The sequence below is a fragment of the Candidatus Poriferisocius sp. genome, from assembly GCF_965208475.1.
Lineage (GTDB): Bacteria > Actinomycetota > Acidimicrobiia > Acidimicrobiales > Bin134 > Poriferisocius.
This window is the reverse complement of sequence record NZ_OZ242338.1, coordinates 2,060,999-2,073,237: the sequence shown is the minus strand read 5'-3', so window position 1 is coordinate 2,073,237 and position 12,239 is coordinate 2,060,999. Positions and strand designations below refer to the sequence as shown.

Here is a 12,239-nt window from a genome sequence, read left to right as displayed (position 1 = left end):
GGCAGGAGATGTGATGAGCGCACCGTCCAATGTCGCGGTGGTCCTGTTGGACTCGCTGAACCGGCACATGCTGGGCAGCTATGGGGGCACCGAGTTCGAGACGCCGAATTTGGATCGGTTTGCGGCCGAGCGGGCCACTCGGTTCACCCGCCATGTGACGGGGTCGCTGCCGTGCATGCCGGCCCGCCACGACATCCTGTGTGGAGCATTGGACTTTCTGTGGAAGCCGTGGGGATCGGTCGAGCTGTGGGAGGAGACCATCACCCGGGCGTTGCGCCGCCAAGGCGTGACCACCGCGCTGGTCACCGACCACCCCCATCTGTTTGAGACCGGCGGCGAGAACTACCACACCGATTTCGGTTGCTGGGACTACCTGCGGGGCCACGAGGGCGATCCGTGGCGCACCTATTACGACCCCTCCTGGACCGGCACGCCGACAATGCCGGCCCGAAAGGGCGGCTGGTGGTGGTCGAAGATGTGGGGGATCAAGGAGATGGATCGGGCCTACGACCGGTCGCGCACCTTCTTCCGGGCCGAGGAGGACTATCCGGGGCCGATGACGATGAGCTCGGCAGCCCGGTTCTTGGCTGAGGACACCCCCCATCACGACCGTTGGTTCATGTTCGTGGACGAGTTCGATCCCCACGAGCCGTTCGACACGCCGGCGCCGTGGGCCGGCCGCTATCACGACGAGCCGTGGGATGATGAGTGGATCATCTGGCCCCCCTACATCGACGGGGGCATCGCCTCAGGGAACTTCTCGGAGAGGGAGGCCCGCCATTTGCGAGGCAACTACGGGGCCAAGCTGTCGATGATCGACCACTGGTTCGGGCAGATCCTGAACCGGTTCGACGAGCAGAACCTGTGGGACGACACCGCGCTGATCGTTTGCACCGACCACGGCCACTACCTGGGCGACGAGCGGGAGGGCCGCGACATCTGGGGCAAGCCCGGCGTTCCCCAGTACGAGCCGTTGGGGCATACACCGCTTTTGATGTCGTGGCCCGGCAAACCCGGCGGAGAGGTGTGCGACGCTCTGACCACCAACGTGGACATCTTCGCCACCGTCGCCGACATCTTCGATGCCGAGGTGATGCAGACCACCCATGGCCGGTCGGTGGTGCCCCTGCTCGCGGGCGAGGCCGAGTCCATTCGGGAATGGGCGCTGGGCGGGGTGTTCGGCGGCTGGGTGCAGGTCAACGACGGCCAGCGCAAGTACGCCCGGGGGGCAAGCGGGGAGAATTTCCCGCTGTCGATGTGGTCCAACCGGTGGTCCACCATGCCGTTCGGCGACATCGGCATGCCGGGCTTGCCCGCCCCCGATCACCGGGCCTGGCTCGACCGGATGCCGGGCTCGGAGATCCCGGTGATCCGCCAGCCCTATCAGCCGGGCGACACGCTGCCGCTGTGGGCGACGACGAATGCCTGCAACGACCGCCACTTCTTGTTCGACCTCGACGTCGACCCCAACGAGCAGGAGAACCGCAGCAGCGAGACATCAGCCGATGAGATGCTCGACCTGCTTCACACCGCGCTCAACGAGGTGGACGCCCCCGATGACCAATTCGCCCGGTTGGGGCTCAAATGACGTACCTTCGCCTATCCGGCCACAACATTGGAGAAAGAGCATGACCGGAACGAATAGGGGTTCCAAGGCCGTGAGGAGAGGGTGGTGGCTGCTCGTCGCTCTGGCGTTGGTGGCCGCGGCCTGCGGCGGCAACGACGATGACGGCGCGGCCGACACCGCTGAGCCGGCCGCGGCCGAAGAGCCAACGGCTGCTCCTGCCGAGGCACCCGCCGAAGCACCGGCGGAGGAGTCCGGCGATGCCCCCGCGCAGCAGCCTGCCGACCAACCGGCGGAGGAGCCCGCGCAGCAGCCTGCCGGCGAACCGGCTGAAGAATCGGCCGAGGCCCCCGCAGAGCCGACTCCGACTCCCACCCCGGTTGTGTTGACCAACAGCTACCAGGGGGTAACGGAAACCGAGATCGCCATCGGGGTGGCCGCCATCGATCCGGTGCAGATCAATGAGATGTTCGGCATCGACCTCGGCATCTTCCCGGTGCAGGACCTATATGCCGCCATGTCCGCAGATCTGAATGAGCAAGGTGGCATCCACGGCAGAAACGTCGCAGTCCATGTGGTCCCGTTCCTGCCCATCGGGTCCACCGACAGCGAGCGGGTGTGTACCGAGTTGATCGAGGACAAGAAGGTGTTCGTGGTGATCGGCCAGTTCCTCGAGGACAACGCCCTGTGCATCACCGAGCTGCACGGGCATCCCTATGTGGGCCATTTCGGGGAGAACACCGAGCGCCAGGAGCGGTCCAACGGCCTGTTCTTCGCTACTGAGATGAAGCAGACCCGACAGCGGGTCGGCGGGACCACCGAGATGATCCGGGCCGGCGATCTCGACGGCTACAACGTGGGCGTTTACTACGAGGCGCCCCCCGACAAGGAGTATGCCGATGCTGTGCAACCGTTGCTGGAGGAGGCGGGCATCAACGTCGTCGGCGTCTATTCCCCGGGTGCGACCACCACTGACACCGTTCAGAACGAGCAGAATACCGACGCCATCTCCACGCGAATGGAGGCCGACGGGGTTGATCTGATCCTCAACTTGTCCAACGTTTACGGCATCATCTCGTCGGCGCAGCGCATTGGCTGGGAGGTGCGCATTGCCCACACCAATGGTCAGGCGGCCGACCGCTTGGACATTGCCAACGATCAAGGCATTGAAGACGAGTACATGGCCCGCACTTTTGCGGTAACCACCAACAAGCCGACCAGCGAAGAAGCGCTGGCCGATCCCGGCGTGCAGCAATGCCTTGCCATATTTGAGGAGAGATCCAGCGACGAGCCTCTCGACCTCACCGACGACGACATAGTCAACGGCGTGGTCAACCACTGCCGGGCTTTCGCTCTCACCGTGAAGATCCTGGAGGCAGCCGGCGGCAACATCACCCCGGAGACATTCAAGGCCGCGGCTGAGGGGCTCGGGACGTTCGACCTTCCCGCCATGATGGGCGCCACCCTCTCGCCCGATAAGCACTCGGCTGGCTCTTTGGTGCGCCGCTACGAGTACTTCCCCGAAGTCAGAACCTATCTGCCGGTCGGCGAGCCAATTCCGACCCAGCCTGTTGAGTAAAAGGAGTTTCCGCTATGACAATGATCACCGTCCTTGGCGATGAGGTTGCCACTGCTTCAGGAGAGTGGGTTGATGGCCGCCCGCTTGTCGAGCCAGGTGGCCTGTCGGCCGCAATCGGGTGGACGCTCAAGCCCGAAGGGCTGTGCCGCGACGATCAGTGTGTGCTGGTGGGAGACGGCTCGGCCATCCGGGTGGGCGACAAGCTTGATCTGGCCGCGGTGGCCAATGTCCTGGACCGGCCCACCGTGGTTGATCCCGACGCCGGCATCGTGGTGCTGGGCCAGCCCAACGGCACTCGCCGGGCTGCCCTGCAAGATCGTCAGGCACCCGACTTCACCCTCGCCGATCTCAACGGTGTGGACCGGCGCCTGTCGGATTACGCCGGCAAGAAGCGGCTGCTGGTCGCCTTCTCCAGTTGGTGAGGATGCGCCTTCGACCTGCCCGGGTGGCAGGAACTGCACGATGAGCTGGCCGATGACGGCTTCGGGGTGATCGCGGTGGCCATCGACGAGGCCATCGATGAGGTACGGGTTCTGGCCGAGGGCATCACGTATCCGGTGCTCATGGATCCCGACCACACCCTTACCGAGTCGTACGCCATCAGCAACGTGCCTGCGGTGGTGTGGATCGACGAGCACGGTCGCATCGCCCGCCCCAACGCCAATGAGTTCGGCACCGACATGTTCAGCGAATTCACCGGCCGCACTCGCGAGGGTCATTTCGATCAGATTCGCGCCTGGGTCCGGGAAGGCGTGGTTCCCGATGACGCCAGCAGCGAGATCGCCGACCTCGACGACGACGAGTTGGCCGCCCGCTTGCACTTCCGCCTCGCCGCCCACCTTCGGCGCGCCGGCGACGAAGAAGGCGCCGCTCGCCACTTCGACGCCGCCGCGCAGTTGGCACCGCTGGATTTCACCATCGTCCGGGCAGCCATGCCGCTTCGGGGTGAGAGCCCCTTCGGCGAGGAGTTCTTCAAGTTGCTCGAGGAGTATCAAGAAGCCGGCAGCCCGTTCCACGGAATCACCCCTGCTCCCTAAAACCCAGTGATTGTCCACTCCAGCCCGCTTCCCGATGAGCCCCTGAGCTCGCAGCCGGTCACCGGATTCGTGCTGGAGCGGGCCGCAGAGCTGGCCGACCAGCCCGCGGTGATCGACGGGCCGGGGGAGTGGTCGCTCACCTTCGGCCAACTGGCCCAGTCGGTACACGCCCTGGCCGGGGGCATAGCCGCCGGGGGATTTCAGCGGGGCGATGTCGCCGCCCTCATCGCGCCCAACTCCCCGTGGTATCCGGTGGTGTTCCACGCGGTGGCGGTGGCCGGCGGTGCGGTCACCACGGTCAACCCCACCTACGGACCAGAGGAGATCGCCTATCAGCTCACCGACTCGGGGGCGAAGGTGGTTTTGGCCGCCGAGGGGTTCGCGGCCCAAGCCCGACAGGCCATGGGCCAAGCCGGGGTGGCGGGCGATGTTGTGGTGATCGACGCCGACAGCCCATCGCAAGGCGTGCCCATGCAATCGCTGATGGGCGAGCCGATCACCCAGGTCGAGGTCGACCCCCACGACGACGTGGTGGTGTTGCCCTATTCCTCGGGGACCACCGGCCTGCCCAAGGGGGTGATGCTCACCCACGCCAACCTGGTGAACAACATCGAGCAGTGCGCCTCGTCGATCGCCTCCCAGTCCGGCGATGTGGTGTTGGCGGTGCTGCCGTTCTTCCACATCTATGGGATGCAGGTGCTCATGAACGACCAGCTTCACCACGGGGCCACGCTGGTGACCATGCCCCGCTTCGACTTGGCCCAGGTGCTGTCGCTCATCGAGCGCCACCAGGTGACCCGGTTCTTCGCCGTGCCCCCCATCGTGCTGGCGCTGGCCAAGCACCCGGCGGTGGCCGACTTCGACCTCTCGTCGCTGCGCCAGGTTCTTTCGGGCGCGGCACCGCTGGGGGCCGAGGTGGCCGCAGAGGCGGCGGGGCGTGTCGGCTGCGAGGTGGTGCAGGGCTACGGGATGACCGAGCTCAGCCCGATCACCCACGCCACCCCGCCGGGGAACTCCAAGCCGGGGTCGGTGGGCCTTACGGTGGCCAACACCGAGGCCAGAATCGTCGACCCCGACTCGGGAGAAGGTCAGCCCACCAATGTCGAGGGCGAGCTGTGGATCCGCGGTCCCCAGGTGATGAAGGGCTACCTCAACAACCCCGAGGCCACCGCCGAGACCCTCGACGGCGACGGCTGGCTTCACACCGGCGACATCGCCCGCATAGATGGCGACGGCCACGTATACATCGTCGACCGGTTGAAGGAGCTCATCAAGGTCAAGGGCTTCCAAGTGGCCCCCGCCGAACTGGAGGCGCTGTTGGTAGAGCACCCCCAGATTGCCGATGCCGCCGTGGTGGGATTGCCTGACGACGAGAGCGGTGAGGTGCCGTTGGCGTTCGTGGTCGCCGCTCCCGATGCCGCTATCGACGAAGAGGCGGTCAAGGCCTTCGTCGCCAAGCAGGTGGCCACTTACAAGCAGCTCGGCGAGGTCCGATTCACCGAAGCCATCCCCAAGTCGGCCTCGGGCAAGATCTTGCGCCGCGATCTGCGGGCATCGATGGAAGGAAGCGATGGCTGACAACAAAGCCAAGCCCACGGTGCGGATGTCGACCGAGGAGTGCTGGGAGATGCTGGAGACCTCGGTGAATGGGACCCTCACCACGCTGCGGGCCAACGGCCAGCCGATATCGCTCCCCGTCTGGTATGTGGTGCTGGATCAGAAGATCTACATGGTGACCAGGGGCAAGAAGGTGGTGCGGGTTCGCAACGATCAGCGATGCTCGTTCTTGGTGGAATCGGGCGAGCGGTGGGCCGAGCTGCGGGCGGTGCATGTGGAGTGCGTCGGCCGGATCATCGAGCCCACAGAGGAGTTGGCCCAGCGGATCGCCCAGGCTCTCGACGAGAAGTACGCCCCGTACCGAACCGCCCGCGACGCGATGCCCGAGCAGACTCGGGACTACTACGAGAAGAACCTCAACTTCACCATCGAGCTCACCCCGGTGGGCAAGATCCTCAATTGGGACAACGCCAAGCTCTTTTGAGGCCCCTCGCCGTCCACCGCTAGAGCTGGTCGATCTTGTCGGGCGTTTTGTCCTTGGAGGCGTGGGCTTACGCAGACATGAGCTCTGCCTCGCGTCGAAGCGCCCATTCCATCTGGAATCGTCGGCTAACGAGAGGGCCTCTTGTTGGTCAGGGAGCAGCAGCAGGAGGCATGAAGGTGAACATGACGCCGGTGTTCGCCTTCCAGCTTCGTCTCTCCCGCAGGATCAACCCTGCCTTGGCCAGCCGGTTGAGGTCCCGGCTCAGAGTCCGGGGGCCGGTATTGGCGTAATGGGCAGCCAGGGCCGGGGTTAGGACAGTTAGATCCTCGCGAGGCATGGCAGTGTTCGGGGGCATGGCCAAGACCAGGTCGCGTTGGCGGTTGCTGGCTTGGCTGGTGGGGAACTGGTCCATAACCTCATTTACGTAGTTGGTCCAAGAGACTTCCATTTGCTGTTCGCGGACCAACTCGATTTGCTCTCGTAACCCGTCCAACAGTCCTTGAGTGGCGTATGCCACAAAGCGGTGGGTCAAGCGTGATCGGCTGGCGGCCTCCAATTCTCTGAAGTACTGGTCGCGGGTGAGGTTGTAGTGGTTGGACAGCAGATGTGCGGCCAACAGGGGCATCTGCCCCGATCGGGCCAAGAGCATGAATTCCAGCAACCGGGCGGTACGCCCGTTGCCGTCTCCAAACGGATGGATCCAGGCAATGTAGAGATGGGCGTAGATAGCTTGAATGACAGTGAGCGCGAATTCGGTCTCAGGGTCATCGGAGCGAAACATGTCACTTTCCAACCACTCGGCCAGACGGCGGATCAGGTATTGGCAGTCTTCGGCTGGTGCCCCCCGGTAGTTGCCCACCACGACTGAATGATCTCGCAGTTCACCTGGTCTGGCATCGGGTGCGTGTTCGGTGGCGTTGAGAACCAGATGGTTGTAGTCGCAGATCAATTCGGCGGTGAGGTGTTCTAGGGTCCCGTTTCTTGCCTGTTCGTCAATATCGGTGAGAGCGTCGAGAACGTTGCGTACCTCCCGTTCTTGGTATGCCCGCGAAGGGGGCGCGGTGTACTCCCCGCGGTGGATGCCTGCGACTTGCTCCTGGTTGAGCGTGTTGCCCTCGATGGCAGTCGTGGCTTGTGCCCCCTTGATCAGTGCGACCTCGTTCAGGTGTTCGGCAATGCCCGGCTTCAACGGGGTGTTGGTGACTTGTTGGCAGATTGCCCGAGCCTCCCCCAGGAGCATCCATGTTCGCGGCGGCAGGTCTTTGATGTCTGAGGCCCTGAACGTGATCCACGGATGAGACTCCTCGTAGGCCTTCATCAGCTGAACCGTACTTATAGGCATCTATTCTGTCCACTAGAGTGTCCAATAAATTGTCCACGCTCCTGTCCGTCAGCGGGCTGAGTGCGCCGTCACTTTAATCATTGAGCGGCAGAGAACTCGCCGCCCTGTCAAGGTGTTCGACGGCAGCGGCTGCATGGTCGTCTTGCGCGCCTAAAGAGCCTGCTGGTCCACACAGCCAACCTTTCTGCGATTAGGGGGAAGCTCGGATTGGGGGCTGGCGGTTCGTTGCTATTGCCACTTGTATTCGGGGTCGCGCCTTTCCATGTGGAGGTCGGACACTGGCTGCTCCAAGCTGACGGTCAGGCCGCGGTGAGACGAGCAAAGCGGCCGGAGTGCTGGAGACCTCGGTGAACGGCACCTTGACGACGCTGCGGGCCAACGGCCAGCCGATCTCGCTGCCGGTGTGGTATGTGGTGCTGGATCAGAAGATCTACATGGTTACCCGGGGCAAGAAGGTGGTGCGGGTGCGCAACGACCAGCGGTGCTCCTTTTTGGTGGAATCGGGCGAGCGGTGGGCCGAGCTGCGGGCGGTGCATGTGGAGTGCGTCGGCCGGATCATCGAGCCCACAGAGGAGTTGGCCCAGCGGATCGCCCAGGCTCTCGACGAGAAGTACGCCCCGTACCGAACCGCCCGCGACGCGATGCCCGAGCAGACTCGGGACTACTACGAGAAGAACCCCAACTTCACCATCGAGCTCACCCCGGTGGGCAAGATCCTCAATTGGGACAACAGCAAGCTCTTCTGAGGCTCTGCGTAGGTACGGTGATCCACCCCTGGGCGACAGCGAAGGCCACGCCTTGGGCAGTGGTCTCCACGCCGAACTGATACCATGTGTCGGCCAGGATTCGTTATTTTTTGGTAATGGAAGAGATGCAATGGTCCTTGAAATAGACGACAATCAAGCGTCAAATAAATTGGCTCATTGTCACTGGGGAGTGTGCCAAAAAATTACTGGCTATAAGACGAACTCAGATATAGTCTAAAGATGAGAAATTCATAATAGGCCAATGGCACTAGTAAATTACCGCAAGAGAATTGTTTTCGCTGTGGTAGCTGTGGGGCTAATATTTCTAGGAATAATTTTGGTAGCTCGCCTTAGAGATAGAGGCTTTGAAGTTCGCGGAGATGGGAGGGGAATTGTTGAGTCGTTGGACGTTCTATCAATCGATGGGGATAGTGGTCGTCCTACATCGCCAGAGTTGGCTGAACTATTCGATGCAAGAGATTCAATGCTCAAACTCGAACAATTTGGCTGTCAGGTTGTTGTTTCGTCACAGGTTCAACAGCTAATTTATAGTCGTGGCACAAGTTGTCCTGTAATGGTCGTCAACGAATTGCCACAGTATGACTTGCTCATCGCCTTTTACGATAGCGTTTGCAAATATCCTCCAAGACTCATTGTAGACAAAGTTGATGGCCGATATCGATTCGCGATAGAGGACAAGAGCAACCGAGGCGGATGTGATAACGTTGCCGTGCCAAATGCAATTGGCATTCGCTTTGCCGATTCATATACAGAAACTGGGGAAGGTCAAGACAGCGTTGGGCTTCCAGTAGTTGGCACACAGCCTGTAGTCACGGTTGATGTGGCGCAGTTGGGTTGGAGGCTTATCGAAGAGTATGACTGCGAGCAGCAGCAGGAGGATGGTTACCGATGGGATGTCGAGTTGGGTTATGGACCTCTTAGTACGGCGTCTATTGTGACGGCGACGAGAGCTGAAAGAGATAGTTTTGTGGCGGGGTTGTACAGCGGTGAGCACCGGGAGCCGTTGGATGAGGGGTGGCTCACCTCGGCGCGGTCGCCTCATTTTCGGGTGGAGACGCTTCCCGATCGCAGCCTGCTTGTCGTCGAGGGGGTGCCTGGTGCCGCGGTGGATCAGCGGGTCCGGCAAGACAGCCCTGAATTGGCCACGTTGGATGTGCTGTGTTGGTGGCAACGCTGGGACCGCCGGGTAACCGGGGATGAATTGTCTGACGTGGACGTCTTGTACGGGGATGCTGCGTTGGTGCGCCTGGTTCGAGACCGGGCTGCGGGTGTGGGACTGGTGGCCGATGCCCGACATTCCAATATCTACCGATATACCAGCGGCGATGAGGATGTTGTGCTCATGGACCTGAGGCCGCGGGCAGTCGTCATGCTGACTGCTTATCATGAGCATCCGCTTCCAGAACCAGAAAAGCTTATCGAACTCGTAACCGGGTGATTCCCACATCTTCAACTATCGAACTGATGGGCTGTTGGCTCGTTGCTATTGCCACTTGTATTCGGGGTCGCGCTTCTCGCGGAAGGCGCGGCGGGCTTCTCGGGAGTCGTCGAAGCGCATCAGGCGGGCGGTGTAGTCCTGTTCGGTTCGGTAGGCCTCGCGGAGGGGGAGGTCTTCGATCCGGTTCATGGACTCCTTGGCCAGCCGCATGGCGATCGGGCTTTTGGCGGCCAGCTCTTGGGCCAGTTCGAGCGCGGCATCCATGAGCTTGCCGGGGGCGGTCACCTCTCGGACGGCGCCGATGCGGTGCATCTCCTGGGCGGAAACCTGTTCGCCGGTCAAGAACATCTCCCGGGCCTTGTGGCGGCCCATCATCAACGAGAGATGGGCGCTGGCCCCTAAGAGGCCGACGTTGATCTCCGGCGTGCCGAAGCGGGCGTTCTCCGAGGCCACCAGAATGTCGCAGCAGGCGGCATAGGCCAGCCCCGCGCCCAGCGCGTAGCCGTTGACGGCCCCGATAACCGGGACGGCGCAGTCGATGATGGCCCACATGGCCTCTCGGGCTACCAAGCCGGGATCGGTGAGCTCGGTGGGAGGCCGCTGGTCGCGGGGCCCGGTTCCTGGGGTCTTCAGGTCGACGCCCGCTACGAACGACTTGTGGCCGGCGCCGGTCAAGATGGCGACCCGCACGTCGCGGTCGTCGCCCAGCGTGGCGAACACGTCTCGGATCTCGGCCATGGTCGCGGTGGTGACCGCGTTCACCGGGGGCCGGTCGATGGTGACGGTCACGACGTGGTTGCGCTTTTCTACCTGGAGGTCCGACACTGGCTGCTCCTAGTCGAGGGTCAGTCTCACAGTACAGGGGGAGGGGGTCGATCAGCGCAGGCGGGTTTTGGCCTGCTTTTTGAAGGCGGCGAGCTGGATGCGCTCTTCCTTTTGGTTGTAGAAGTCGTCCAGCGGGTAGCAGCCTGAGATCAGGCCGTTGCGGGGGGCGGTGGTGCAGTCGGAGAAGGTGCGGCAGATGAGCCGCCGGTCGAGTTCTCGGCCGTCCAGCACGGTGGCGGGCATCTCGGGATACGACAGGGCCATGCGGCCCAGCCCGATGGCATCGGCCATGCCCCGAGCCACGAGGGCCTGGCCGACATTGGGCAGCCAATCCTGGAGGTACGACAGGCCGGCGGCTACCACGGCCATGTCTGGGTGCCGGCGGGTTATCTCGGCGGTAGCGGCAATCAGCCGGGCAACTCCAGCCAAGGGATCCTCCGGCGGTTGGTAGCCGTCGGAGGGGGGGAAGTAGGCGGGCCGCTGGATATGGTGCACGTAGTACGGGCTGCCCGCGGAGGCGCACACCAGACCCACGCCCAGATTGCCCAGCATCTCCAGCAACCGGTGGGCTTCGTCGAGGTCGAATCCAAGGCCCGACCCGTCGCCCCCGAAGGCCAAGCGGTAGGGGCCGGGAGCCTCGGGAACCCCGACGCCTCCTTCACCGGCGGTATGGGGGACAAAGTCGAACAGCGACAGACGGACCGCCACCCCCAGGCTGGGCGACTTTGCGCGGATCCCGCCAATGATGGATCGAAGAAAGTGGGTGCGTCCTCCCAGGTCGCCGCCGTAAGGGCCGGGGCGGTCGACCGCCGACAGGAACTCGTGGCCCAGATAACCGTGACACGCCTTGACGTCAACGAAGTCGAACCCGGCTTGGTGGGCCAGCACCGCCCGATCGACGAATTGCTCGACCAACTCGTCGATATCGTCGTCGGCCAGCACCTCGGAGGCGCCCGAACCCGCACGGGCATCCAACAGCGGGTGTTGGTACACCGTCTTGGGGGCCGGTCCGGCGACGGTGGGCCGGGCATAGCGGCCGGAGTGGGTGAGCTGGAGCACCGTCACCTGTGCTGGGTCCAGTCGATTTCGCAGCGCGGCGAGGTCATCAACAGTGGTTCGGTCGAGCACCAGTTGACGGGGGTTGGCCCGGCCGTCAGGCCGAACCGCGGTGGCCTCGCCCCACACCAGCCCGGCCCCGCTGGCCGCGAACCGGTCCCACCGGCGGCGGACCAGATCGGACGGCCGCCCGTCATCCTCGCCGTCCCAGCCCTCCATGGGCAGCACTGCCCAGCGGTTGGGCGAGGTTTTGGTCCCGGCGGTGCCGTCGGCGATCACCATTGGCTGGGCCAGCTCACCTGCGGGGTCCACTTCGTCGTCTATGGGGATCTCCACCCCGAGGTCTTCTAGGCAGTTGCGCAGCGCGGCCACACTGGTCAGGTTCTTCACCTGCTTCCACCGGGGCATCAGCTACACCACTCCTAGCCGCTCGCCGATGTCGCGCAGCACGGCGCGGTCACTGTCGAGCAGCTGGAGGTAGCCGGTGTCCATGATAACTGCGGGGGTGAGTCCCGCCTCCCACCAGCACGTGGTTCCCAGCATTTCCATGTTCTAGGTGTATCAACGGGGTGAGGTCGCGGCAACTGTGG

General features: G+C 63.3%; 11 protein-coding genes. 7 read left to right on the top strand and 4 right to left on the bottom strand.

Annotated features, from left to right (window positions below):
• Positions 1 to 13: 13 nt before the first annotated feature.
• The 5 genes from ACOGXA_RS09755 to ACOGXA_RS09735 are packed head-to-tail and all read left to right on the top strand — an operon-like array spanning position 14 to position 6,221.
• Positions 14 to 1,588 carry a sulfatase gene (locus ACOGXA_RS09755; RefSeq protein WP_419923688.1) on the top strand — a complete coding sequence of 525 codons (1,575 nt, stop codon included), beginning with the start codon at positions 14 to 16 and terminating at the stop codon, positions 1,586 to 1,588.
• 40 nt (positions 1,589 to 1,628) lie between these two features.
• A complete protein-coding gene (locus ACOGXA_RS09750; RefSeq protein WP_419923687.1) occupies positions 1,629 to 3,143 on the top strand; it encodes a hypothetical protein in 1,515 nt (504 codons plus the stop codon).
• A gap of 20 nt (positions 3,144 to 3,163) precedes the next feature.
• Complete coding sequence (locus ACOGXA_RS09745) at positions 3,164 to 4,180, top strand: peroxiredoxin family protein (protein ID WP_419926965.1); 1,017 nt, start codon at positions 3,164 to 3,166, stop codon at positions 4,178 to 4,180.
• A gap of 6 nt (positions 4,181 to 4,186) precedes the next feature.
• Entirely contained in the window at positions 4,187 to 5,758 is a 1,572-nt protein-coding gene (locus ACOGXA_RS09740; RefSeq protein ID WP_419923686.1) for an AMP-binding protein, read from the top strand.
• Complete coding sequence (locus ACOGXA_RS09735; protein WP_419923685.1) at positions 5,751 to 6,221, top strand: pyridoxamine 5'-phosphate oxidase family protein; 471 nt, start codon at positions 5,751 to 5,753, stop codon at positions 6,219 to 6,221. Before ACOGXA_RS09740 ends, ACOGXA_RS09735 begins: the two co-directional genes overlap by 8 nt.
• A gap of 148 nt (positions 6,222 to 6,369) precedes the next feature.
• Here the strand turns inward: ACOGXA_RS09735 and ACOGXA_RS09730 are convergent, their stop codons facing one another.
• A complete protein-coding gene (locus ACOGXA_RS09730; protein WP_419923684.1) occupies positions 6,370 to 7,539 on the bottom strand; it encodes a Fic family protein in 1,170 nt (389 codons plus the stop codon).
• A gap of 356 nt (positions 7,540 to 7,895) precedes the next feature.
• Between ACOGXA_RS09730 and ACOGXA_RS09725 the strand changes: the two genes are divergently transcribed.
• Both ACOGXA_RS09725 and ACOGXA_RS09720 read left to right on the top strand, forming a co-directional pair.
• Entirely contained in the window at positions 7,896 to 8,309 is a 414-nt protein-coding gene (locus tag ACOGXA_RS09725; protein ID WP_419923683.1) for a pyridoxamine 5'-phosphate oxidase family protein, read from the top strand.
• Positions 8,310 to 8,763: 454 nt separating this feature from the next.
• Entirely contained in the window at positions 8,764 to 9,768 is a 1,005-nt protein-coding gene (locus ACOGXA_RS09720; protein WP_419923682.1) for a hypothetical protein, read from the top strand.
• 45 nt (positions 9,769 to 9,813) lie between these two features.
• Here ACOGXA_RS09720 and ACOGXA_RS09715 read toward each other — a convergent pair whose 3' ends face one another.
• The 3 genes from ACOGXA_RS09715 to ACOGXA_RS09705 are packed head-to-tail and all read right to left on the bottom strand — an operon-like array spanning position 9,814 to position 12,192.
• On the bottom strand, positions 9,814 to 10,593 hold the full coding sequence (locus ACOGXA_RS09715; protein WP_419923681.1) for an enoyl-CoA hydratase-related protein: 780 nt from the start codon (positions 10,591 to 10,593) through the stop codon (positions 9,814 to 9,816).
• 51 nt (positions 10,594 to 10,644) lie between these two features.
• Positions 10,645 to 12,057, bottom strand: coding sequence for an NADH:flavin oxidoreductase (locus ACOGXA_RS09710; RefSeq protein WP_419923680.1), 1,413 nt, complete (start codon positions 12,055 to 12,057; stop codon positions 10,645 to 10,647).
• A gap of 3 nt (positions 12,058 to 12,060) precedes the next feature.
• Positions 12,061 to 12,192, bottom strand: a complete 132-nt coding sequence (locus ACOGXA_RS09705) for a hypothetical protein (protein WP_419923679.1) — start codon at positions 12,190 to 12,192, stop codon at positions 12,061 to 12,063.
• Positions 12,193 to 12,239: the final 47 nt, after the last annotated feature.

What these genes read in the sequence shown, in the direction of transcription:
- ACOGXA_RS09750 (WP_419923687.1), top strand. Translation starts at nt 1,629, where the DNA reads ATGACCGGAACGAATAGGGGTTCCAAGGCCGTGAGGAGAGGGTGGTGG.
- ACOGXA_RS09755 (WP_419923688.1), top strand. Translation starts at nt 14, where the DNA reads ATGAGCGCACCGTCCAATGTCGCGGTGGTCCTGTTGGACTCGCTGAAC.
- ACOGXA_RS09705 (WP_419923679.1), bottom strand. Translation starts at nt 12,192, where the DNA reads ATGCTGGGAACCACGTGCTGGTGGGAGGCGGGACTCACCCCCGCAGTT.
- ACOGXA_RS09735 (WP_419923685.1), top strand. Translation starts at nt 5,751, where the DNA reads ATGGCTGACAACAAAGCCAAGCCCACGGTGCGGATGTCGACCGAGGAG.
- ACOGXA_RS09710 (WP_419923680.1), bottom strand. Translation starts at nt 12,057, where the DNA reads ATGCCCCGGTGGAAGCAGGTGAAGAACCTGACCAGTGTGGCCGCGCTG.
- ACOGXA_RS09730 (WP_419923684.1), bottom strand. Translation starts at nt 7,539, where the DNA reads ATGAAGGCCTACGAGGAGTCTCATCCGTGGATCACGTTCAGGGCCTCA.